The sequence below is a fragment of the Nocardia sp. CC213A genome, assembly GCF_030766805.1.
Lineage (GTDB): Bacteria > Actinomycetota > Actinomycetes > Mycobacteriales > Mycobacteriaceae > Nocardia > Nocardia otitidiscaviarum.
On sequence record NZ_JASFXA010000001.1, the window covers coordinates 480,346 to 503,545 of the forward strand.

The 23,200-nt window shown below is 64.1% G+C and carries 22 protein-coding genes and 1 pseudogene; 8 read left to right on the forward strand and 15 right to left on the reverse strand.

Annotated elements, in window-relative coordinates:
- Nucleotides 1–101 precede the first annotated feature (101 nt).
- The 5 genes and pseudogenes from QJS31_RS02260 to QJS31_RS02280 all read left to right on the forward strand — a co-directional run.
- Nucleotides 102–317 (forward strand): annotated as a pseudogene (locus QJS31_RS02260) (transposase); the annotation flags it as partial.
- On the forward strand, nucleotides 233–1,297 hold the full coding sequence (locus QJS31_RS02265; RefSeq protein ID WP_306355908.1) for an IS3 family transposase: 1,065 nt from the start codon (nucleotides 233–235) through the stop codon (nucleotides 1,295–1,297). The pseudogene QJS31_RS02260 and the gene QJS31_RS02265, both read left to right, overlap by 85 nt.
- Before the next feature lie 257 nt (nucleotides 1,298–1,554).
- The gene (locus QJS31_RS02270; protein WP_306355835.1) at nucleotides 1,555–1,971 is read left to right on the forward strand and encodes a hypothetical protein; all 417 of its coding nucleotides are present in this window, start codon (nucleotides 1,555–1,557) and stop codon (nucleotides 1,969–1,971) included.
- A gap of 310 nt (nucleotides 1,972–2,281) precedes the next feature.
- Nucleotides 2,282–3,280 (forward strand): DUF6615 family protein, encoded by a 999-nt coding sequence (locus QJS31_RS02275; RefSeq protein WP_306355836.1) that lies wholly within the window; start codon nucleotides 2,282–2,284, stop codon nucleotides 3,278–3,280.
- Between the two features lie 285 nt (nucleotides 3,281–3,565).
- Complete coding sequence (locus tag QJS31_RS02280; protein ID WP_282780694.1) at nucleotides 3,566–3,904, forward strand: Lsr2 family protein; 339 nt, start codon at nucleotides 3,566–3,568, stop codon at nucleotides 3,902–3,904.
- A 299-nt stretch (nucleotides 3,905–4,203) separates the two neighbouring features.
- On the opposite strand, the gene QJS31_RS02285 is transcribed toward QJS31_RS02280, so the two are convergent.
- Nucleotides 4,204–4,803, reverse strand: coding sequence for a TetR/AcrR family transcriptional regulator (locus QJS31_RS02285; RefSeq protein ID WP_306355837.1), 600 nt, complete (start codon nucleotides 4,801–4,803; stop codon nucleotides 4,204–4,206).
- Between the two features lie 38 nt (nucleotides 4,804–4,841).
- Between QJS31_RS02285 and QJS31_RS02290 the strand changes: the two genes are divergently transcribed.
- A complete protein-coding gene (locus QJS31_RS02290; protein ID WP_306355909.1) occupies nucleotides 4,842–6,065 on the forward strand; it encodes a saccharopine dehydrogenase family protein in 1,224 nt (407 codons plus the stop codon).
- Here QJS31_RS02290 and QJS31_RS02295 read toward each other — a convergent pair.
- Together QJS31_RS02295 and QJS31_RS02300 are read right to left on the reverse strand one after the other, a co-directional pair.
- On the reverse strand, nucleotides 6,025–6,402 hold the full coding sequence (locus QJS31_RS02295) for a hypothetical protein (protein ID WP_306355838.1): 378 nt from the start codon (nucleotides 6,400–6,402) through the stop codon (nucleotides 6,025–6,027). The genes QJS31_RS02290 and QJS31_RS02295 overlap by 41 nt on opposite strands.
- Before the next feature lie 295 nt (nucleotides 6,403–6,697).
- Entirely contained in the window at nucleotides 6,698–8,071 is a 1,374-nt protein-coding gene (locus tag QJS31_RS02300) for an AarF/ABC1/UbiB kinase family protein (RefSeq protein ID WP_306355910.1), read from the reverse strand.
- Between the two features lie 104 nt (nucleotides 8,072–8,175).
- On the opposite strand from QJS31_RS02300, the gene QJS31_RS02305 reads away from it, so the two are divergent.
- Nucleotides 8,176–8,856, forward strand: coding sequence for a TetR/AcrR family transcriptional regulator (locus tag QJS31_RS02305; RefSeq protein ID WP_282776723.1), 681 nt, complete (start codon nucleotides 8,176–8,178; stop codon nucleotides 8,854–8,856).
- Here QJS31_RS02305 and QJS31_RS02310 read toward each other — a convergent pair.
- Nucleotides 8,851–10,089: a CdaR family transcriptional regulator gene (locus tag QJS31_RS02310; protein ID WP_282776676.1), complete on the reverse strand. Its 1,239-nt coding sequence runs from the start codon at nucleotides 10,087–10,089 to the stop codon at nucleotides 8,851–8,853. The two genes, QJS31_RS02305 and QJS31_RS02310, sit on opposite strands and share 6 nt — an antisense overlap.
- Before the next feature lie 395 nt (nucleotides 10,090–10,484).
- Here QJS31_RS02310 and QJS31_RS02315 point away from each other — a divergent pair, with 395 nt between their 5' ends.
- Nucleotides 10,485–12,563 carry an AMP-binding protein gene (locus QJS31_RS02315; RefSeq protein WP_306355839.1) on the forward strand — a complete coding sequence of 693 codons (2,079 nt, stop codon included), beginning with the start codon at nucleotides 10,485–10,487 and terminating at the stop codon, nucleotides 12,561–12,563.
- Nucleotides 12,564–12,571: 8 nt separating this feature from the next.
- Here QJS31_RS02315 and QJS31_RS02320 read toward each other — a convergent pair whose 3' ends face one another.
- From QJS31_RS02320 to QJS31_RS02370, 11 genes are all read right to left on the reverse strand, one after another.
- Nucleotides 12,572–12,730 carry a hypothetical protein gene (locus QJS31_RS02320; protein WP_282776680.1) on the reverse strand — a complete coding sequence of 53 codons (159 nt, stop codon included), beginning with the start codon at nucleotides 12,728–12,730 and terminating at the stop codon, nucleotides 12,572–12,574.
- Nucleotides 12,731–13,021: 291 nt separating this feature from the next.
- Nucleotides 13,022–13,540 (reverse strand): hypothetical protein, encoded by a 519-nt coding sequence (locus QJS31_RS02325; RefSeq protein WP_306355840.1) that lies wholly within the window; start codon nucleotides 13,538–13,540, stop codon nucleotides 13,022–13,024.
- A gap of 176 nt (nucleotides 13,541–13,716) precedes the next feature.
- Nucleotides 13,717–14,355, reverse strand: a complete 639-nt coding sequence (locus QJS31_RS02330; RefSeq protein ID WP_282776683.1) for a hypothetical protein — start codon at nucleotides 14,353–14,355, stop codon at nucleotides 13,717–13,719.
- Nucleotides 14,356–14,380: 25 nt separating this feature from the next.
- Nucleotides 14,381–15,622, reverse strand: a complete 1,242-nt coding sequence (locus tag QJS31_RS02335) for an MCE family protein (protein ID WP_282776684.1) — start codon at nucleotides 15,620–15,622, stop codon at nucleotides 14,381–14,383.
- Nucleotides 15,619–16,866, reverse strand: coding sequence for an MCE family protein (locus tag QJS31_RS02340; protein WP_282776686.1), 1,248 nt, complete (start codon nucleotides 16,864–16,866; stop codon nucleotides 15,619–15,621). The genes QJS31_RS02335 and QJS31_RS02340 overlap by 4 nt, the downstream gene beginning before the upstream one ends.
- Nucleotides 16,866–18,095 carry an MCE family protein gene (locus QJS31_RS02345; protein WP_282776688.1) on the reverse strand — a complete coding sequence of 410 codons (1,230 nt, stop codon included), beginning with the start codon at nucleotides 18,093–18,095 and terminating at the stop codon, nucleotides 16,866–16,868. The genes QJS31_RS02340 and QJS31_RS02345 overlap by 1 nt, the downstream gene beginning before the upstream one ends.
- Nucleotide 18,096: 1 nt before the next feature.
- Nucleotides 18,097–19,110 carry an MCE family protein gene (locus tag QJS31_RS02350; protein WP_282776689.1) on the reverse strand — a complete coding sequence of 338 codons (1,014 nt, stop codon included), beginning with the start codon at nucleotides 19,108–19,110 and terminating at the stop codon, nucleotides 18,097–18,099.
- Nucleotides 19,110–20,183: an MCE family protein gene (locus tag QJS31_RS02355; protein ID WP_282776691.1), complete on the reverse strand. Its 1,074-nt coding sequence runs from the start codon at nucleotides 20,181–20,183 to the stop codon at nucleotides 19,110–19,112. The genes QJS31_RS02350 and QJS31_RS02355 overlap by 1 nt, the downstream gene beginning before the upstream one ends.
- On the reverse strand, nucleotides 20,180–21,535 hold the full coding sequence (locus tag QJS31_RS02360; RefSeq protein ID WP_372341528.1) for an MCE family protein: 1,356 nt from the start codon (nucleotides 21,533–21,535) through the stop codon (nucleotides 20,180–20,182). Before QJS31_RS02360 ends, QJS31_RS02355 begins: the two co-directional genes overlap by 4 nt.
- Nucleotides 21,528–22,394: an ABC transporter permease gene (locus tag QJS31_RS02365; protein ID WP_282776694.1), complete on the reverse strand. Its 867-nt coding sequence runs from the start codon at nucleotides 22,392–22,394 to the stop codon at nucleotides 21,528–21,530. Before QJS31_RS02365 ends, QJS31_RS02360 begins: the two co-directional genes overlap by 8 nt.
- A gap of 3 nt (nucleotides 22,395–22,397) precedes the next feature.
- A complete protein-coding gene (locus tag QJS31_RS02370) occupies nucleotides 22,398–23,192 on the reverse strand; it encodes an MlaE family ABC transporter permease (RefSeq protein ID WP_372341515.1) in 795 nt (264 codons plus the stop codon).
- Nucleotides 23,193–23,200: the final 8 nt, after the last annotated feature.

Below are 23,200 nucleotides of genomic sequence, written 5' to 3' on the forward strand. Positions count from 1 at the left end.
GGGGGTCCAGGTTGAAGTACTAGCCGGAATCGGCGGGTGAGGTTCCCCCGCTTTCTCGGAGGGCTCTGACTGTGGTCCGATAGGACCGGAAGGAGTCATTCGTGGCAGCACCGAAGAAGTATCCAGATGAGTTGAAGGCGCGGGCGGTTCGGCTGTATCGGGAGTCCGATCCGCAGCCGACGATCCGCAAGCTGGCCGCCCAGCTCGGGGTGCATCACGAGGCGTTGCGGAACTGGATCCGCCAGGCCGAGGCCGATGCCGGCGAACGCGCCGACAGACCGAGCAGCGACATGCTCGCCGAGAACCGCGCGTTGAAGAAGCGGGTCGCGGAGTTGGAGCGAGTCAACGAGATATTACGTTCTGCGAGTGCGTATTTCGCCTCGGATCTCGGCCCGACCCGGCGGTGATCATGCGGTTCATAGAGCAGAACAGCCAGCACCCGGTCGAGCTCCTGTTACGGGTCCTGGGCATCGCGTCCTCGACCTACTACGAATGGCGCAAACGCGCGCGGCAGCCGTCGGATCGATACGTCGAGGACGAGAAGCTGCTGGCCGAGATCGTCGACATCCATACCAGTTCCGGCGGCACCTATGGGTCACCGCGAGTGCATGCGATGTTGCAGCGCAGAGGGATTCGAGTCGGTCGCAAGCGGGTGGAACGGTTGATGCGGGCCTCGCGGTTGCAGGGCGCGTTCCTGCGCAAGAAGTGGCGACTCGGATCGACCCGTCAGGATCCGCAGGCCAAACCGGCAGCTGATCTGGTCGAACGCAACTTCACCGCCGAAGAACCGAACCGGCTATGGGTGGCCGATGCCACCCGGATTCCGTGCGGGCAGGGCGCGTTCTGGCTGGCCGCGGTCCGCGATGCCTTCTCCAACCGGATCGTGGGCTGGAAGACCTCCGACCGCTGCGACACCGAGCTGGTGCTCGGGGCGATGGAATACGCGGTCTGGAGCCGAGAGATCCGTGACGGCCAGCTGATCCATCACAGCGACCGCGGCTCGACCTACACGGCTATCCGGTTCGCTAATCGGTTGGCTGACAACGAGATCGCGCAATCGATGGGATCGGTTGGCGACAGCTATGACAACGCGTTGATGGAGAACTTCTTCTCCACCCTCAAGACCGAGCTGGTCTACCGGCGGACTTGGCGGACCCGTGACGAGGCCGAGAACGCCCTGTTCGCCTACATCGACGGCTGGTACAACTCCCAGCGCATCCAGAAGAAGCTGGGCTGGCGATCACCGGATGAGTTCGAAGCCGGTTACCATCAACAGGTTCCAGCCGGAACCAGATAATCCGCTCTCCGGATTAGCGGGGGAACCTCACCTGACGATTTGACCGTCCAGTTGGATCTGGCGTGGATTCGATATCTGCTGTGGCGAGAGGTCACCTACCGCGGCGGCGATCCACGCATGCTGGGTAGAGCACCGTCGCGACGTCGCGGACATTCTGTGCCTACCTCACACAAACCAGACATCGACCGTTAACGCCGCCCCTCTCGCATCGGATGCCCCGACCACGACGTTCATTCCACGCCTCGAAGGAACATCCAATGAAGACACGCGCTCGAATCGCCGGCATCGCCGCGCTGGTGCTACTCGTAGGCGCCCCGACCGCCGCGGCACTTCCCACCGGCAGCGGCGACAACAACGCGCCGGCGCCCGCACCGGCAAGCGACACCGTCACTATCGGCGACTACTGCGCGTCCACCTACGCGCCGACGCGGACCGTTGCTCAGACCGCGGACGGGCAGACCGTGTATTGCGTGCAGGTGAAGCGTACCGACGCGTACGTGTGGTGGCCGGTCAACGAGGAGTTGCCGGTCGACCCGCATCACAGCGTTTCGCCCGGCGATGACTGCTTGGGTGAAGGTGAGCAGTGGGTCGACGGGCAGGGCCGCGCGATCCAGTGCAACAAGACCCAAAACGGCCGCCTGCGCGGCAACCTCGTCTGGCAGCTCCAGCACTAGCGAGTCCGACGGCAGCGGGTTCTGTGCTTGTCGGCGGGTCCTGGTAGCGTCCGACCGTCAACCACGCTGATGCGATCAGCACGGTCCGACTACCCCCGAACGAGCCCCGCGCCGACGCAGACGGTCCGGGGCTCGGTTTGGCTCTTGGGGACGGAGTGGGACCTGCCCACCAGAGCGCGCGTTGAGACCGCTCGAGGTACGCGCGAAACGGTCAGGGCTCCATGCCGTTTCGGCAGTACCGATTATTGGCCGGACAGCAGATCGCGTGCTACCGCTGGAGCGGCGCCGGTCTCTCCATCATGATCGATCTATGGCGACGCACGCGGACCTGACGGCAGCGATGGACTACCTGGCAGTGGACACGTGGCGTCGCCTCGAACACGGACAGCCGCGTGGCCTGGCACCCAGCGAAGAGTCCATCACCGACTATCTGCTGTTCGAACTGAACCAGCAGTTTCCACAGGTTCTCGTCCACAAGCCCAGCAAACGGGAGGAGGCACGCGTCGGTGCGGACTGGGAGTGGTGGATCGGAGCAGATACCCGGTGGCTGTGCCTGCGGGTACAGGCGAAAAAGTTCTTCGGCCAAAACTATCGGCATCTCGGCCATACGATCGGGAACACGGGTATTCGGCAGATCGACCTGCTGATCGCCGGATGCGATCAACGCGGGTACCTTCCGTACCACGTTTTCTACAATGGTTGGGCCAGTGGCCATTTCGACGGCCACGACCTCGCCGCCCTGAAGACCAACGACCAGTTCTTCCCGCATACGTCGGGGCGGCCGATCACGATGCGAAACCCCATGCACCCGCACGGCTACGAGACAGTGACGCTTGGGGAGGAGAATCCGCGATGGTGGGGATGTTCGGCCTTGCCGAGTCGTGTCGTGCGGAACCTGCTGCAGGCCCGCCATCGACACTACGTCCCACGCTATTTGGCGCACGCTATGCCGTGGTCGATGCTGTTTTCGCCTACCGACGCCACCCGTGCGCACGAACGTATCCCTGCGGGGCTTACCGACATCGTCGACGTCATCCATTGGCGTCTGCTCAGCGGCACTCCCGAGACCACAGCGCCTATGGCTCCGGTACCCGAGGACACGCAGGACGCGGATTCTATCTTGGACGGACAACGACTCACGGCCCTTCCACGCTATGTCCGGGCCGTATTCGACGGCCACCGGGCCGCCGATCTGGGTGACGTAAACAAAGCGACGGATGACCGACTCCCTGCCCAACGACTCGTCCTCACCGATCTGGACGACTTTCCCACCGACCTATCTCCGACATCGGTACGGCCGCTACCCTGAAATTCGCCGGAGTCCATCGGTTCGAGCCGCGTGACGTGCGAACCATGCTGATTGCCGATACCCGGCGGTGAGCATACGCGCGGTCCGGGCGCCCCGTCCTGCGAGCCGACACTCGAAACGCAAGCACCCTTTGCCTTCGCTGCCAGACAAGCCGTCCAGTTCCCCTCGGTGCCGACTTGCCCGTCGCGGGCACTCGACTGTATCGGTCATCCGCTAGCGGACGATCTCCTTTCCACGGTTTACGATCCCACTCACCACGGAAATCACACTGGAAAGGGCTGCTTCATGGCACGCAAGGTCATCGTCGAGATGGTGGACGACTACGACGGTCAGTCCAAGGCCGAGGAGACGGTGCAGTTCGCTGTCGATGGTGTGGCCTACGAGATCGACCTGTCGAAGCTGAACGCCGCAAGGATGCGCGGGATCTTCGAGCAGTGGACTCCGCACGCGCGCCGGGTCGGCCGCGTGCCGCGAGGCAAGGCGGCGGGCAAGCCGCGGCCGGCGGTCGATCGGGAGCAGACGCAGGCGATCCGGGACTGGGCCCGCAAGAACGGCTTCGAGGTATCCAGCCGCGGCCGCGTCCCGAGTGAAGTGCTGGAGGCCTACAACAAGGCGACCGCGTAGCACCGGCATGGCCCCCAGCGAGATCCCATGGGCCACTCGGCCCAACCGCCGCATCGACCTGTTGTGGAACCCTCCACCACCTCGGCGTCGCCAGCATGCGTCATGACCGGATCCACGGCAAAGATCCATAGAGCGACGTCAAAGGCGTCGCGCAGCCCCCTGTGAAGCGGGGCCCGCGCGCCACCGAGGACTCCGCCGCCCCGGAAGGGTAGATGTAGTCCGCCCGGACGGGATAGCCTGCAGCAGTCAGCCATTCGGCCACCATCTCGTCGGACCCGATCGGCCGGTTTCCCTTCACCTCAGAGCGAGTTCTGGACCAAGGTCGCCAAAACGGCGCGAGCGGCGCGTTTGGCTTGGACTCCGCGCTCAGAGGTGGCGACATCCTGCAGGTGGAATGCCCAGTGCGCCTCGAACAGACAGGCCAGGGCGTAGGCCGCAGCGGCGACCTGATCGTCACCGGCGTGGGGATAGTCGACGTGCAGTTGCTCTTGCAGTTCCGGCAGCCAGCGGCTGGTCCACAGCTCGTGCAGTCGCTGACGGACCTGGGAGTCACGGGCACCGAGGGCGACCAGCTCGATCCAGATGACGAGATCTTCGCGGCTGCGGTAGGCGCCGGGCTCGAACATGGTGTCGATACGCGCCTCGATCGATTCACCGCCGGCTATACGTAGCATCGCCGACCCGTATCCGGCGACAGCACTGTTGATGAACGCCTGGAGCAGGCCACTTCGACTGCCGAAATAGTGCAGCACCAGCGTGCGCTGCATCCCGGCCGCTTCGGCCACGCGCGACAAGGTCGCGTTCGCCAGCCCGTCCCGCGCGACGACACCGGCCATCGCCTGCAGGATCTCGACCGTGCGCTCGCGAACCTTGCTGGGCCGCCCCAATTTATTTACCATCATGACAGTAAATATAATCTTCCGAGGGTGTGATCATCATGCGGGTTCTGGCCTTGGGCGGCGCGGGCGAGATGGGTCGGGTCGCGGCGCGGGTCCTGATCGGCGCTGCGACGGTAACCGACCTGGTCGTGGCCGATATCGACGGCGGTCGCGCGGCGGCGGTCGCGCAACGCTTGGGCACCAAGGCATCCAGCCGGCAGGTGGACGTCACCGACCAGACGCAGTTGGCTGCGGCCCTGAGTGATTGCGACATTGTGGTCAACACAGTCGGCCCGTTCTTCCGATTCGGCGTACCGATTCTGGCGGCGGCGATCGATGCTGGCCGCGACTACGTCGACATCTGCGACGATCCGGAGCCGACGCTGGAGATGTTGGCCTTGCACGGACGCGCCCGCACAGCCGGAGTGACCGCGCTGATCGGGATGGGTGCCAGCCCCGGCGTCGCGAACCTCCTGGCCGTCATTGCCGCTCGGGAATTGGACACTGTCGACAGCTTGATAACAGGATGGAACGTTGCCGATACAGCACAGCCCCATACCAGCCCCGGACCACCCAGCGCGGCGATTGCGCACGGGTTACGGCAGATCAGTGGCACCATCCCTGTCACCCGCGACCGGCAGGTCGTGCCGCGTCCGGCACTCGAGAAGATCGAGCTCGACTATCCGGGCATTGGCCGGATAGCAGGCCGCAGCTTCGGTCACCCCGAGGCCGTGACACTGCAGCATGCCTTTCCCGAACTGCGCGACAACACGAATATCGTTGTCGGCGACCGATTCACACTCGCCGTACTGTCGGCACTACGCTTCGGCATGGACCGCGGACTGTCCCTCAACTGGGCCGCCCGGCTCGCCGCCAAGGCCGAGCGAATGCTTCCCGCCAAGCCGGCCGACATCATTACCCCGGGCGGGCCGCCACCATTGTTCGCCGTAGCCCGCGGCACGCGCCGAGGCGAATCCGCCGCGGCAGCCACGGCCCTGGCTCAGATTCCTGGCCTGACGATGAGCGAGAACACCGGCGTCCCCGTAGCCGTGGCGGCACTACAACTGCCGTCCGTGCGCCGCCCCGGGGTGCACCCACCAGAGTCACTGCTCGATCCGCACCAGTTCTTCGCCGCGTTCGCACCGCACTGCATCGGCAACCCCCCTACCGCGACAATGACGGTAACCACCCGATCCTGGGCGACAGTGCAGGACAATTCCGAAAGTCTCTCCTCCGCAATACTCACCGCGTTCCTCGCACCACGCCAACCCCAATGCAGGTAATACCGGCGGTCCAAGCCGCAACCCCGGGTCGGCTGCGGTGCGCCGCTCGTGGCGAAGTCATGAGAATGATCACTGCAATGACCAACGCCGCCGCGTGGCGGGCCAGTGCGATCCACCAGCCAAAACCCGTCACGGCCCAGGCCATCAGAAACGGGTGCACGTGAACGGCGACGAATACGAGATGGTCACCCGTAGTCTGTCCGGGGCGGTGCCACCACCGTTTGGCTGCGTCCATGGCGTTCACGGTGACACCGCCGAACAGATCGAAAACCACGAAGCCGAGCACGATCAGGGCCCATAGCCCTTGGTCAGCGCAAGCCCCGGCAACGACGGTCAACACCGCACCGAACACCGCAACCGAGCCAGCGGTCCGCAGCGGTGGTATGGGGCGCGATTCAGGTCGCTCAGAGGCCAATTCATTGTGCGCGGTCCGCACCATATCCGGTCGCCGCTGTTATCCACACAGAACCGAGACACATTCCGTGACAACACGATCAAATGTCATAGGTTGGCCCTGGCGTGGGGCCGTGCGCGGTCGGTCCCACGCCCACTCACCGACAGTTCACCCTGAGACTTCAATCCCCTATGGTCGAAAACTTCCGGATCCAGACCAAGCTCCGCCGCCGCCAACGCTATTGTTCGGCCTGCCACCGTGCCATGACCTGTCCGATAACGGTTGCCGGTCGCTCACGGTAAAGCCATTCCCGAGCGAGCCTGTGCCAGTTGGCGGTTGTCTCCAGCTGTCCGAGAGCAGCGAAGGTGAACAGGTCGGTGCGCCGGGAGAACACAGTCTCCGGGGGCAGCATCTGCTTGCGCATGCCGCGGAATTCGTTGGCTCTCGGGTCGATAGCGAGCACCACGGCGCCGGTGGCGAGTTCAGGGGTGATGGTGATCTCCTCGTCCAGGAGGTGCCACCCTGCTGCGGCCCATACGTATTCGAGACATTCCTGTGCGGTGACCCCCGACATCGGATCGACGATTCCGCGGTCGAGCCACTGCTGGAACAGGTCCTCGGCCCGATACTCGGCTGCGGCCTGCAGAGCCTCGCGCTCATACTCGACGTGCACCGGATCCATCCGATGGTAGAGCCCGAAATCCACGAAACAGACCCGCCCGTCGGAAGCCAGCAGGACATTTCCTGGATGCGGATCACCGCAGAACTCGTAATCGGCGAAGATCGAGCCGATGTAGAAGCGGTAGATCAGCTCACCGATCCGATCCCGGTCCGCGGCGGGCAGCTTTCGGAGCTCCGGGAAAGCCTGCCCCTCCACGAATTCGGTCACGAGAACGTGGTCGGTACAGAATTCTTCGACGCTGTCGGGCACCGTGATGAAGGGGTGCCCCCGGTAGCGTGATGCGACTCGGTGCTGGGTGCGGGCTTCCCGTGCATAGTCGAGCTCGCCGCCTATATTGCGCGCGATCTCGTCCAGCACGTCGGCATCAGCCGCGCTGGGCAGCATCGATTTCCAGAGTCTGCTGAAGAACGTCAGATTGCGCATATCGGATAGGACTGCCTCGTCCACACCCGGATACTTCACCTTCACCGCGACGCTCCGCCCATCGCGCAGCCGTGCCCGGTACACCTGACCGATCGAGGCCGCGGCAATCGGAGTCTCGTCGAAGTCCGCGAAGATCCGCGATATCGGGCCGAGATCATTCTCGATGACCTGACGCATCGCCGGAAAGGGCACCTCCGGTGCCCGGTCGCGCAGCTCGGCGAGCTTGAGTCGAAAGAGCTCCCGATGCGACTCCGGAACCAGGTCGACGTCGAGCACCGAGAGCATCTGCCCCAGCTTCATCGCCGCACCCTTCATACTCCCGAGCACGGTGACCAGTTGTTGTGCGGCCTGCAATGCCGAACGCTCGGCGAGCATCTGCCGGACCTGATCGGACCGGCCGAGCATCGACAGCCTGGTCCCGACCCCACGCGCGGCCTGCTCAGCGGCGAACATTCCGAGCCGTCCGCCACGCGCCAGCCGACTACTGGGCACTCGACCAGTAACCATCCGTACCTCCCGGAGAAGCCTCTGGGGAAACAACTTACAGCCGCATCGACGCTCACACCCTACGATGATCAATGTTCGGTTACACCGCACAGAATGGAGCTGTGATGCCGCCGAAGGCCACCCGGCAACGCCGCCCACCGACTCAGGATCGCGCGAAGGCGACCCGAGAGCACATTCTCGATACCGCCGCGCACCTGTTCGGTGAACGCGGCATCGCCGAGACCTCCACCAACCGAATTGCGGCGGAGGCCGGTGTGAGCATCGGAACGGTGTATCGCTACTTCCCGGACCGCACCTTCATTGTCGATGAATTGCTCGAGCGGATGCTCGTCAGCGCTGAAGCGAGCTTCACGGAGTGGATGACGCGACGCCCACTGCAACCAATCGATGACTTGGTCGGCGCAATTCCTCAACTGGTCACCGAGATATTCGAGGTCTTCACCGAAGATCTGGCCGAGAACGCGAAGCTTGTCCGCGCGATGATCGCTGGCGTTCAGTTCTTCCGCAGTGGCATCCCCGAACTCGAGCCACGGCTCCGGCTCCTGGTCAAGCTCTTATTGATCCAGGTACTCGGCCCTGGAGACGACGAGAAGTACGACACGATGACATTCGTGCTGATCAATACCGGTTTCGCGGCGGTGCTCCGAGCCTCGTTGCCATCGGTGGACAGTCAGGAGCGGCGGCGGGCGATAGCCATGACCGCCGGGATGATCGCCACGTTCATTCAGGCCGAGATCCAGGAACCCAAGGTGTATGGCGTGGAATCGGTATCGATACCGTCATGACGTGCCCGAATCGGTACTTTCTCGGAACGAGCGGGCAATCAGCGCCGACCGCAGCTGCCATAGCCCCGACGTAGCAGTCGGATCCAATCCGGTGAGTCGACCGATGCGCCGGAGCCGATAGTCCACGGTATTGGTATGGATATGGAGTGTTCGCGCCGTACGCTGACGATTGAGATCGTTGCTGATATGACTCCGCAGCGTCTCCATCAGTTCGGGATAGGCGTCGAGCGGGTCCAGTAGTGAGCCGAGGATTTCCCGCCCCGGGCCTGGCCGGGTGAGTTGATACTCCAATGCCATATCGGTGAATCGGTACAGTCCCGGAACACAGCGCAGACGCTGAACCATGTCGAGTAGTTCATGCGCCCGGTCGGCAGCACCCGGTACTGCTCCGACCGAGGCAGTGACGACGGCCGCGGTCACCGGTACATGCGCGGCAGCCGACAACTGGGCTATCAGCTCATCGAGTTCATCATCAGCGTATGTACTGGTGGGGATGAGGATGGTCCCACCATCCACGCTGAGCAGGGCGAGCGCGCTCTCGCCGCAGCGGGTGGCCAGCGCCGCCTGCAGTCGGCGCAGTTTGCGACGCGCGACGACCTTTGCGTCCAGTGTCGGCGACTGCTCATCCGGGTGCTTCGAAATAGCCAGTGCCAGAACGGAATACTCCTCCGCCAGGGCGATCCCACATTCACGCGCCATGGTGGATGTGGGATAGCCGCCGAGTAGCGCGGAGGTGAGTGTGTGCACCGCGTTGTGATGTTCGCTCACCACTGCCTTGTGCTCACGGATGTAGGCGTGCGCGACCGTCCCGCTCATGGTGTCGAGCAGCTCCACCACCCGTTTCGCGCCATCCATCATGCTGGCGTAGTCCTGGGGCGTCGCGTTGCCCACGATGAGATCCATACCGACCTTGAAGCCTTCGTGGATGGCATGCAGGATCGTGGTGATCGGTACGCCTTCGCGCGCCCACCCGGCGGCAGCGCTCGCGAGCCGATCGGTCTTGGCCGCGATGTCTCTGCCGTCGAGCATGCCTACCGACAGCTCCAAACAGATACGAGTCACGGCGGTGATGTCACCGGAGATGATGTCGCCGGGCAGGGTGCCGCAGGTGATCACGTTCTCGATGAAGTGTCCGACCAACTGTTGCGACACCCTACGCACGTCCTGCAAAGGCGTTGACATCGGTTTGCCGGACACGGTGAGGCCCGGTCGAAGCATCCCATTGGTTGTCATCGTCGACTCCCTTCCGCCCAGTTGCTGCGGTTCTTGCGATGATCGAACCCTAAAGTGAATACCAGCTCACATTCCACTCCTCTTCGCTCGGCGGCGAGGCATGGGCCGATCATGTCCGTAGCCTGCGAGTAATCCCCCAGCGTGAGCGATTCGGTGAAGTCCGACAGTCGAAGTGCTCGCGTGCCCTCTCACTTTTCGCTGAGCCACGTGGCCTGAGGAGCTGGAACGCGGTGAACACGCACCGGCCGCAGCCTCGTCGTGACGCCGTCCCACTTCGGAGGCACTCGTGATGTGCATTCCGACAAATATGTAGCAACCGCGCCCGTGGTGAGCCCTCGACGGCGGTACCGTCCGCTTTGTCCCGGCAGGCGACGGGACGCACGAGGAGTTGCGAAATGGTTGCCGAAATCGTCGAAGTGGTTCACACTCTGCCGCTGGCGCGGCAACTGGTCTGGAACATTCTTATCCAGCCGGAGAGCTACGCCCGGCTGTTCAACGGAGTCGGTGGTCTGGAACCACTGGAACGGGACGAAAGCTACTGGCGCGCAGCATTTCGTGTCGGTACACCCGAAGTCGGAATCGAAACCGTCGAGGTGAAGCTGGCGATCCGCCAGTGGTACGACCGCCTCGAACTGTCCGCCCCACAGGTGGGCGCGCTGGCTACGATTCGGTTGCAGCGTGAGTTCAGCGACTATGACGCAACCGAGCGCACGGCGGTGCGGGTTACGTTCTTCGCCGCTGCTCGCGCACACCCGGCGCTGGATCGGGTGTCCAAAGCGGCCGTAGGCGCTTGGACCCGGGCGGGCCTGCGACACGTACTGGGACTCGCCCGACAGGCGTCGACATCCGTTGTGATCAATGGCGAGAACCTCCCACTGCGCCGACGCACCAGGACCGCTGGGCAGATGATGCGGACAGGCGTCTTGGCACCGAGCCGACCGGACCGCGGCATGCGGCAACTGGCTGGGCTGGCGAAGTGGCGGTTCACCCTTGCCGGCGGGTACGCGGCGGGCGCGGCACTCGAACCCGATCGACCGGCGCTGATCGACGACCACGGCACACGCACCTTCGACGAGGTGCACCGACGCACCACCGCCCTGGCGACCGCCATGGCCGATCTCGGCATCGACTCCCACCATTCGATCGGCTTACTGGCACACAACCACGCCGATATGGTCGAAACGATGGTGGCCGCAGGCAAGCTCGGCGCCGATCTGGTGTTGCTCAACGCCGGGCTCTCCGGCCGACAGCTCGAGGAGATCGCTCAACGCGAACGCCTGACGGCACTGTTCGTCGATGCCGCCCTCGAGCCGTTGGTGAGCTACCTGCACGACGGTGTTTCGCGATACATCACGGGCGCTCGACGCGGGCGCGACGACCTGTCCACCATCGACGATCTGATCGCACTCGGTCATGATCGAATCCCCAAGCCCGCCCATCCCGGGCGGCTACTGGTCCTGACGTCCGGCACCAGCGGCATTCCGAAATGTGCTCGGCGGCCGCACGCGAAGGGCTTCGGCACCATCGCGGCGCTGCTGTCGCGAATTCCGCTGCGCATGCGGGAGACGATGCTCATCCCGGCCCCTTTGTTCCATACCTGGGGCCTGGCGGCGTTGCAGCTCAGTACCGCCTTGCGCGCCACCGTCGTGCTGCCCGAACAGTTCGACGCCGAGGACTGTCTGCGATTGATCGCCGAACACCGAGTCACCTCGCTGATCGTGGTACCGACCATGGTGCATCGCATCCTGGCGCTGCCAGCCGCGGTCCGCGACCGCTACGACACCAGCAGTCTGCGGATCGTAGCCAGTTGCGGCGCACCGCTTCCGGCGGCCACCGTGCTGCGCTTCCTGGACGATTTCGGTGACGTCCTCTACAACATCTACGGTTCCACCGAGGTGTCCTGGGCCACCATCGCCGGGCCGGAGGATCTGCGCGTCTCCCCCACCACCGCGGGTTGTCCACCCCTGGGGACCAAGGTGGCGGTGCTGGACGCGGATGCTCGCCCGGTTCCGATCGGAGCCGTAGGACGGATCTTCGTCGGCAACCACATGCTCTTCGATGGCTACGTCGCCTCGACACCACCGGCCGAGGCCGACGGAATGCTGGATACCGGCGATCTCGGATACCTCGATGTAGCGGGACGACTGTTCATCGCCGGGCGCGACGACGAGATGATCATCTCCGGCGGGGAGAACGTATTCCCGCGCCCGGTCGAAGAGGCCCTGTCGTTCCTACCGCAGGTGAACGACGTCGCCGTGGTCGGAGTACCTGATTCCGAATTCGGTCAGCGCCTGGCAGCATTCGTCGTCAAACACCGGGGCTCCGGATTGGATTCCGCCATGATCCAGAACTACATTCGTAATCGCCTGGGCCGTGCCGCGGTTCCGCGAGACGTATCCTTCCTGACCGAGTTGCCTCGCACCGCCAGCGGTAAAATCGTCAAGCGGTTGTTGGGGACCGGCCAAGCAGTATGAGCTGACGATCAACGCCAGAGACTGCGGCAGGGCAACTGCCGCAGTCCCGGCCGAATATGGTCGTCGACAGTGACCAGTAGTCCGAGATGACCGGCGGCCGCGGCGAACTCGGCCGCTTCGGGCCACGTCGCCAGATATTCGAGCACCATGCCGGGTTCGGAATCCACTCGACAAAAATATACGGTTACCCGGCAGGTGAGTGTTACATCCACCTCGTCGTGTACGACATGATTCGTGTAGCGTTCCATTGCAATTGCGTTCCTTCGACGACGGTGTCAACTGCCCGATTCGATCGATGGAATCGGTGCAGCGGACGCAATAAATACGCTAGGGATCCGCTCCCCGCGCAGACGGGATATGCCGGCCTTTCTGGACGTTTCACAGCAGAACGCAGGGTGCGCTGTGCGGCGCCCCTGCGTTTCGTGGTAGTCGGTCTGCGGCTACAGCCGGGACCTGCCTCAGCGATCGTGGATCTCACTCGCCAACCAGGTGCCGTCCACTTTCCGCATACGCAACACGATGGTCCCGGAAACGCTCTGCTGAGCAACGCCGTCCTTGTCCGCGGCGACCGTCAGATTCACGAGCAGTTCGGCGCGATCGGCGGTGAGCATGGTGACGCCCACCGGCTCGGCGGCGGCTTGCACGCTCGTCTTCGCCTGCTCGATGGCGTCGACGGTAGTGGCCGAGAATTTGTCCAGGTCGGTCAGCATCTGGCCGGTGACAACGCCGCGTACAGCAGCGTCGTAGCCATCGATCGTGTTCACGTCATAGCCGTAGATGGTCTGCAACGTATGAACTGCCGCCGCTTTCACTTCTTCGGTTGCGGCCGTGTCGACAAGCGCCATATTGGCGTCGTTCATGCCGGATTGCATAGCCGCGAAGACCGCGAATCCACCGAACATCACCGCACCCACCGCCGCGGCCACGACCGTACGCCACGAGCCGTGCCGCCCGAAATCGAAGCGGGGGAACGACATCCAGCGACGGAACCTCGTCGCCGAGTGATCCACCGGGGTGGACTGCGCTGCTGCGGACTCTGTCATGACGCCGTCGGTCTGCTCCGAATCGGCGGGCCCCTGCGCGGGCCGTGATTCCGAGGGCCGCCGTTTGGTGGTGACTCGGTTCACCGGTCGTCGAGTTGTCATCGGTACTCCTACGATCCGGGCTGTGTGGTGGGTGCCGGTTCCGGGACAGGTGCCGGTATCGGTGGTTCGGGGGCGGCACCCGAGTTATCGAGCAGCACAGGCTGAGTCAGCGATGCCACCTGGTCGGTCTTCCATACGTCGCCGTCTTTGATCATGTCCAGGCTCCAGGAGTATCGGTAACTCGACGTCGACTTGTCCTGCTTGGTCTCGGTCACCTTCATGACGACGAGCGCCGTAGCCCGGTCCAATTCGCTGTTCAGCGAAGTCAGTGCGGCAACCTGCACTTGCGATTCCATCCCGACACCGGCCTGCCGCGCCATCTCTTCGGACTTCTCCCGGTTCTGGTCGGCCGAATCCAGAATCGCGCCTGTCATGGAGGAGCGGGCCAAGGCCAGTGAACCAGGAATATCGTCGATCTTTATCGTGGTCATGTTGATCGCGGCCTGGCACGCAGCGGCCAGAGCGGCTTCACGCGCGTCCGCGCGGGGCCCATCGGTGAAGTAGGCTGCCCGCACCCAGCCGCCACCGAACCACAGTGCCGCAAGCAAGGCCGCAGCCAGCGCCCCCACCGCCGCGGCGGTGAGCGGCGCGGGTGGACGCGTGACGCCGGCCGTCACCTCCGCGGAATCGTTTATTTTCGTCACCATTCGCACCTCACGTCATGGTCGTCGGTCACCGCTTCGGCGTGACCCCGAGCAGAGTCGCCACCTGAATGGCGATCGGGCTCACATCGAGCTTGTCCGGGTCGGTTTTCGGGGTGTTGTCCCATGGTTGCGGGATGCTCGGATCGGCGTACTCGGCCCGCGCTCCACCTCGTACGCCGGTCGGATTACCGAAAGGCACGGTGCATTTGGCGTCGGCATTGAACGGAAAGTCGTCCACAGTATCGTCGAAGTCCGGATTCGCGGCCTTCATATCCGCCAGGATCTGGTGCGTCCCCTCGTAACCGACCGAGCAGGCGGGCGGATAGTTCAGCTCGAAGACGTAGCCGAAATGCGTGGTGCCGTCACCGGGCGCGGCGGCCGATCCGCCGAACGAGATTGGTGGCATCATCATGAGAATTGGTTGCAGCGCATAAAATTTCGGCGACACTGTCTTCAGTAGCGTACGTAGCGAGGTCAGATTCTCGGTGAGATCCGGACCACTGTCGGTCACCAGTCCTTCGATCTGCTCACCTGCCTCAGCGCCGGTGCCGATCAGACGGCGCACATCCGGGTCACTGTCACGCAATTGCGCGGTGAGCTGGTCGAGGCCCTCGCTGAACTCCCGGATAGCACCCGACTGCTCGGCCTGGGTGCCGAGTGCGGTCCTACCGTCACGGATCAGCTGGATGGTCTGCGGCAACGCCGTGTGGAAGTCGGTGGTGATGTTGTTCAGCGACTGCACGAGAATCTGCATATCATCGCCCTTGCCATCGAAGGCCTTGCCGAGTTCGGTGATGGTGGTGTGCAGGGCGGCCAGGTCGACCGACTCGGTGAAGTGGTCCACGCTGGCGAGCAAGTCCTCGACCGGAACCGGTGTCACTGCACCGTGGATCACCGAATTATCGTGCAGGAAGGGTCCATTCGGGCTGTCGGGCTGCAGGTCCAGGTATTGCTCGCCGATGGCCGAGCGGCTCGCGACCACGGCGGTCGCCGACGCCGGTATCCGGGGTGCGCCCGAGCTGATGTCGAGCCGCATCGCCACACCCTCCTCGGTCAGCTCGAGTTCGCCGACGCGCCCCACCGGGACCCCGCGGTATGTCACCTCCGCCCCCTGGTAGAGGCCGCCGGTCTGAGCCGCCTCGACCCGTACGTGATAGACGCCGAACCCGAACATCTCGTCCAGCCGCACATACCTGGCACCGACATAACTGATCCCGACCACGGCGATCACCACGAAGGCGATCAGCTGATAACGAACCAGACGAGTCATCGCGGACCACTTTCATCAGCGGGAGCGGGGACCACCCCGAGGTTTTCCAGCAGCGGCGTCAGTACGCCCGGCAGGGTGGGCAACGGCGGCACGGGCAACGTCGGCAGCAGGGTGATCGTGGGCCACCCGGGACGCGGACCATTGCCGTTGTAGTACGGATTCGTCGGGTTCACCGTAACCGGCGGGCCGAACGGTGGCGGGGTGTAGACCGGTTCGGGTTTGCCCACGCCGAAATTGCTCATCAGAACGCCGATCTCCATATCGACCGAGAGCCAGGTGTTGACCGATCCACCGAAGGTGCTCTCGAGCGCCGCGTCCGGGAACGGATAGGTGGGAAAGAGCGGCAGCCCCGTGACCAGATCGCCAGCGCCTTTCGCCAATTCCTGCAGGATGGGCCGCAGCGCGGACAGATCCTTGATCAAGTCGTCCTTAGCGGTGTTCAGCACATCGAACCCGGCCTGTCCGACGCGGTCCAGCTGAGTCAACAGCGACACCAGCTGGGGCCGCTGCTCTTCGAGGATCCCGATCCCCTCGGGCAGCTCGTCGAGCATGGCGCCGATCTGGTCGGTCTGGGCGCTCACCCGCCCGCTCAACGTGGCGAGGCCATCGATAGCCGCCGTGATGTCATGCACCTGTTCGTTCAATCCGGCGATCAGGGTGTTGGCCTGCTCGAGCAGGGAACGTACCTTGTCCTCGCGCCCGCCGAGCGCCTTGTTCAGCTCGGTGACAATGGGCTGCAACTGAGCCACGCCACCACCGTTGACGAGCAGCGACATCGCGCCGAGTACCTGCTCGACCTCGGTCGCGTGACGCGTACTGGAGACCGGGATCACCGATCCGTCGGTCAGTCGCGCGGTATCTGCGCCCTCCACGGGCCCGGTCAGCTCGATGTACTTCTCACCGAGCAAGTTCGATTGCCGTACCTCGGCGCGCGCGTTCGCGGGCAGATCGACCGAGCGATTCACCACGACACGGACGCTGGCGGTCCACATATCCGCGGCGAGCGCGATCTCCTCGACCCGGCCGACCGGTACGCCGTCGACCTTCACCGCGGATTGCGGCACCAGGTCGAGCACGTCGTCAAACTCGATCTCGATACTCATCGGATTGGCGCCGATATCCGCCCCGCCGGGCAACGCGACGCTGTAGATGCCGTCGGAGGCGCACGAACTCACGCCCGCGGCCGTCACCGCGATCACCACAGCGGTGACGAAACCGCGTGCGGTGCGGCGAATTCCGCTCATCATCGATCTCCCTGTTCCGAGGGCGGAAGTTGATTGGAGGGGGTTCCGGGCACCGTCCCGGGCACCGGATCGCGCTGCAGGTTCTCATTGCTGAGAATGCCGAACGGCAAGATCATCGGCGATTTCACCGCCGCGGCGAGCGAGTCCGCGATCGTCGCGCAGTGGTCGAGCAGCGGCCGTAGCTGTCGGCTGACCTCGTCGAAAGTCGGGTTGCCGGGCATCAGTTTGCCCAGATCCATGAACTTGCAGATCGTCCCGAATGGATCCTGTAACTGGTCCTGGAAATTGGACCGCATGTCCAGGGTGCCGGCTTCACCGTTGTGGATGCCGATCACATTGCTCATCGCTACCGGGATGACCGGCAGAGCCGCCGCGATATCGTCTCGGTGATCGGCAAGATTCTTGGTCAAAGCGGTCAACGCATCCGCGTTGTCCGCGATCTTTTCCCTGTTGTCCGACACGAAACCGGCGACATCGCCGAGGGCGATCGAGAGCAGGTTCAGTGCGTTACCGAGACTTTCGCGTTCGCCGGCCAGGAATCCCGACAGATCCGCCAGCTGGCTGTTGAATTCGCGTACTTGCTGATCGTTGGCCGTCAGCATGGAGACGAAGATCTGCAGGTTCTTCACCGTCTCGACGATGTCGCCCCGCGAATCCGACAGCGTGTGTGCCGCACGGGAGAGCTGCGTGATGCTGTCGGCCATCGCCGCACCGTTACCCGCGAGATTCGCCGCTCCGGTTCGAACGAGCTGGTTCACCGCGCCTTCGCGATTGGCGCCATTGGGTCCGAGAGCCTCCGACAGTTCGGTGATGCTCTCGTACAGCTGATCGACCTCCACCGGCGTCACGGTCCGCTCGCGGGGGATGGTGGCACCGCTTTCCATGGTGGGGCCGCCGCGATAGACCGGGGTGATTTGGATGTAGCGATCCGAGACCACCGAGGGGGTGACCAGGGCTGCGCTGGCGTCCGCTGGAATATCGAAGCGGCGCTCGACCCGCAGCGTCACCTTCACCTGCTCACCGATCGGCTGCACGGACTCCACCGAACCCACCGGTACTCCGAGGATCCGAACATCCGAACCCTCGTAGATCCCGACCGTCCGATCGAAATAGGCGGTGATCCGGGTGCTGGTTATCCGGCCGTATCCCCACGACAGCGCGGCGGCCGCGACCAGGACCACGACCACGGCGAGGGCGATACCGGGCAGGGATCGAATCCTACGGACCATGTCAGTTACCTCCGATGGTGCGGATCGGCGGCCGGACACCGGGAATCTCCGGCAACGCGGGCGGCGAGAGGTTCACGATGACGGCTTCGAACCACCTGCCGTTTCCCATCACATTGGCGTAGAGCTCATAGAACGGCGCGGCGAGCTCCAGGGTCTTGGCGATGTTGGCCTGGTTGTCGTTCAAGGTTCCGATCGCGGTACGCAGGTTGGTCAGGGCCGTGCCCATCTGCTCCTCGTTGTCCTTCACCAGTGCACTCAGTTCGGCGGCCAATGTCTCAGCGCCGGTCAGCAATTGGCGGATGGCCTGCTGACGGAAGTTCAGCTCGGCGAGCAATACCCCGCCGGACCCGAGCAACCGCTCGAATTCGGCATTGCGGTCCGCCAGCACCGCCGTGGTGCCCCGGAGCGCGTCGAACATCTTCAGCAACTGCTCGTCGCGGCTGGCGATGGTCGACGAGAGCCGAGCGATACCGTCGATCGATCCGCGGATCTCGGTCGGCGTGGTCGCGAATGCCTCCGAGAGCACCTGCATGCTGCCGGCCAGCTGCGCGGTGTCGATCTGATCGAATTTGGCGGCGGCGTCGGTGAACGCGTCGACGACGTCGTAGGGAGACAGGGTGCGCGACAACGGGATCGGCGTATCCGGGTCGGCCGGATTCAGTCCTCTGGGGTCCAGCGCCAGATACTTCTGACCGAGCAGTGTCTTGATCTGGATAGAGGCGGTGGTCTCATCGCCGATCCACGCGCCGGAGGTGCGGAAATCGACGAGCACCTTGTCGCCGTCGAGATACACGTCCGATACCTGGCCGACCTTCACCCCCGCGATGCGGACCTCATTCCCCTTCTTCAAGCCGGCGGCTTCGGAGAACTCCGCGGTGTAGCTCGTGCCCGCCCCGAGGAAGGGCACCCGATCGAGGAAGAAGACGGCGGCCACGGCCAACAGCACCACGCCGATACCGAGTCGGCCCACCGTGGCGGTACTGCGTCGACCGCGCTGCAATATCCGATACTCCATCAGCGGGCCTTCCCGTGGCATCGAGGGGCCGTGTTCGTGTACACGGGCTGGTTGATCGTCGGCATCGTGGGCAGGTTGAGATGCGGAGCGTCCTGGGCACCGGTGCCGAGCTGAATGTCGAGACCGCAGAGATAGAACTGGAACCACCCGCCGTAGCTGCCTACGCGCCCGAGCTTCTCCATCTTCACCGGCAGGGTCTCCAGTGCCGCGTTCACTTCGTCGGAACGCTCGTTCAGAGTGCCGGTGAGTTCATTCAAGCCCGCGATCGCACCCTGCAGATTCGGGCGTACCGGTACCAGCAGGTCCGCGGTGGCCGCGGCCAGGTTCCCCATCGAAGTCACCGACCGGCCGACCGTGTCGCGTTCAGCGGACAATCCGCTCACCAACGCTTCGGTGTTCACGATGAGTTGGTCGAACTGATCGTCGCGTTCGCTGACGGCGGTGAGCACCGCGGTCAGATCGCGCACCAGATTCCCGATCACCGCGTCCTTGTCGGCGATCTTGTTGGTCAGCGATGCCGTCGTGGCCACCAGGTCGTGGATGGTGCCCTGCTCCCCTTGAAAGACCTGGATGATCTCGTAGGACAGCTTGTTCACATCGTCCGCGGTGAGCGTGCGGAACAGCGGACGGAATCCGTTGAACAGCGTTGTCAGATTCAGTGCGGGCCGGGTGCGATCCAACCCGATGGTGGCTCCGGCGTTCAGCTTGCCGCCCTGTTCGCCGGCGCCTTGCTCGAGCGCGATGTATCTCTGCCCCACCAGGTTTCGGTATCGGATCGACGCAGTGGTCGAGGCCGGCAGCCAGTTGCGGTCGTGTAGTTCGAACTCCACTTCGGCTTCACGCCGGTGCACGATCCCGACCTCGGTGACCTTGCCCACCCGCACACCCGCGATGCGCACCTCGTCGCCGGGCACGAGCGAAGTGACGTCGGTGAACCGGGCCTTGAACACTGTGCCACCACCGGTGTAGTTGGCGATCGACAGTGCCAGGACGGCGGTCGCGAACAGCGTCACCATCACGAAGACGGTCAGTTTGACGAATGGGCCTCCCAGGCCGCGTAAACGTCCTTTCATCGGAAACTCACCTCACTGCCACGGAAAGCGGGCGCGACGGCCCGAGTCAGCCAACCGGGCACGGACTCCGGGGAAACATCGTGCGCCGCACCGTAGATCGCGCCGAGTGAGTCCTGCTCGCCCGGTGAGCCGGCCAAGGTGGGCTGCTGTCCGGCGGGGAACACTCGAAGCTGCGGTTCCGGCAGATAACCGGTGGTCTGATCGCCGGGATTGCGGCTGGGCGGTTGGTAGGCGCCGTCGTTCGGGGGTCCGCTCGGGTATTGCCCCGGGTCGATGCCGAGGGGCAGTTCGGGCAGGCACCACGGGCCGCGGTCGTCGAACCAGCGCGGCTCGTCCTGATTGGGCAGATACCGCCCGCGATTGTTGACGAGTTCGATCGTCACCCTGGTTCCCGGCATATCCGTGCCCTTGCCGAAGAGCTCGTCGATACGCGGCTTGATCTGCGCGAAGTTCGCCAAGGTACAGGCGTATGTCGGAGCGAACTTGGCGAGCTTCTCCATCGCCGGACGCGAATCGGCAGCCACATCGATGATGTTGTCGCGGTTGGCGATCAGGAAGTCGGCGAGCGTCAACGAGCTCGGTGTCACGACCGCGTACAGATTCTCGATATCGGCGCGACGCTCGACGACGGTCGCATTGGTGGTGCGGAAGTTGTCCAGCGCCTCGACCAGTTGCGGGGCGGCATCGGAATAGGTATCCGCTACTGTGGCGAAGCGCTGCAAGCCCTCTCGCAGTTCCGGCATCACCGCGTTCACATCGCTGAAAATGGTGTCGAGCTTGTCCACCGTCGATCCCAGCGCCTCGCCCTGACCCGACAGCGCCTGCGAGAGCGCACCCAGCACCGCGGCGAGATCCTGCGGCGGGATGGCCGCCAGCAAGGGCATCAGATCATCCAGCAGCTTGCTGACCTCGATGGCATTGCCACTGCGGTCCTGCTGCAGGGTGACGCCGTCGGTCAGGCGAGCTGTGCTCGGTTCATCCGGAATGACCAGCGCCACATACCGTTCCCCGAACAGCGTCTTCGGCAACAGTCGAGCGGTCGCGTTCGCCGGAATCCAGCCGGCCTTGTCCGGGTCGATCGCCAGATGCACCCGCACCTGCCCCCGTTCGGAGCGGCTGGACCGCACCTCACCGACCGTGACGCCGCGAACCTTGACATCCGCGTTGCGGCCCAATGCGTTTCCGGCGCTGTCGGTAAGGAGCGTCACCTCGACGGTGCGGACGAAGGTCTTGTTGTACACCGCGACGGTGGTCGACAGAAACAGGCCAGCCATCGCGAAGAATGCGATACCCGCTAACCGGACACGCGTCTTCCTGGTCCTACTCAATGCGTGAACTCCCTGCTCATCCAGCGATCCTGACGGTGGTTGTCGTGCCCCACAGGGCGAGGCCGAGAAATAGGTCCAGCACGTTGACCAGCACGATGGCCGCACGCACCGCTCTGCCGACCGCTACACCGACCCCTGCGGGCCCGCCGGTGGCATGGAAGCCGTAATAGCAGTGCACCAGGATGATGACGAACGCGAAGACCAGTACCTTGAGGAACGAGTACAGGACATCCTGCGGTGGCAGGAATAGTCCGAAATAATGGTCGTAGGCACCACTGGACTGGCCGTTGAACCAGATGCTGATCAGCCGAGAGGCAACGAACGTACCGAGCAGCCCGACGATGTACAGCGGTATCACCGCGACGAAACCAGCGATGACCCTGGTGGACACGAGGAAAGGCACACTCGGCACCGCCATGACCTCGAGCGCGTCGATTTCCTCGGAGATCCGCATGGCGCCCAATTGCGCGGTGAAGCCACAGCCTACCGTCGCCGAGAGCGCCAACGCCGCAACCAGAGGCGCGATCTCACGAGTGTTGATATAGCCGGTGAGGAAGCCGGTCAAGGTGGCACTGCCGAGCGTATCGAGCGCCTTGAATCCCTGTAGCCCCACGACGACGCCGACCGATCCGGACATGAACACGATGACACCGATGGTGCCGCCGATCACCGCGAGTGCACCGGTCCCGAAGGTCACCTCGGCCAACAACCGCATGACCTCCTTGCGGTAGTGCACGACGGTGCGCGGGATCCAGGCGACGGTGCGGGCGTAGAACGACATCTGCTCGCCCGCCTGGTCCACCACATTGACGGGCGCTCGAACGATTCCGCCGAGTCGCCGGGACGACCGCGCGAGCAGCGGTGGTTGATACTTCGTCGCCATTCGTCATGCCCCCTTGGCGGGAACGAGTTGGAGATAGACCAGCGTCACCAACAGGTTCACGAAGAAGAGCACCATGAAGGTGATGACCACCGACTGATTCACGGCTTCGCCCACGCCCTTCGGCCCCCCGCTGGGACGCAGGCCCTTGTACGAGGCGATCACGCCGGCGATGAACCCGAACAGCAGCGCCTTGATCTCCCCGACCCACAGATCGGGTAGCTGCGCCAGCGCGGAGAACGAGGCCAGGTACGCACCCGGCGTCCCCCCCTGCAGGAGGACGTTGTAGAAGTAGCCGCCCGCGATGCCGACCACCGACACCAGTCCGTTGAGCAGCAGCGCGACCAACATCATCGCGAGCACTCGTGGCACCACGAGCCGTTGGATGGGATCGATGCCGAGGACCTCCATGGCGTCGATCTCCTCGCGGATGGTGCGCGAGCCGAGATCGGCCGCCACCGCGGAGCCGGCAGCTCCCGCGATGATCAAAGCCGTCACGACCGGGGCGGCCTGCTGGACGGTGGCCAGCACACTGGTCGCACCCGTGAAGGATTCGGCGCCGAGCTGTTTGATCAGCGATCCCGTCTGCAGTGCCACCACGGCGCCGAATGGGATGGCGACCAGTGCGCTGGGCAGAATCGAAACACTCGCGACGAACCACGATTGCTCGATGAACTCCCGAAACTGAAAAGGCCGTTTGAATGTTTTGCGCAGCACATCGTTCGATAGCACGAAGATATTGCCGACCTGGCTGGAGGCGGAATCAATAGATGACCGCAAGTGCGCCGGGTTCGAATTCACCGGGCGAA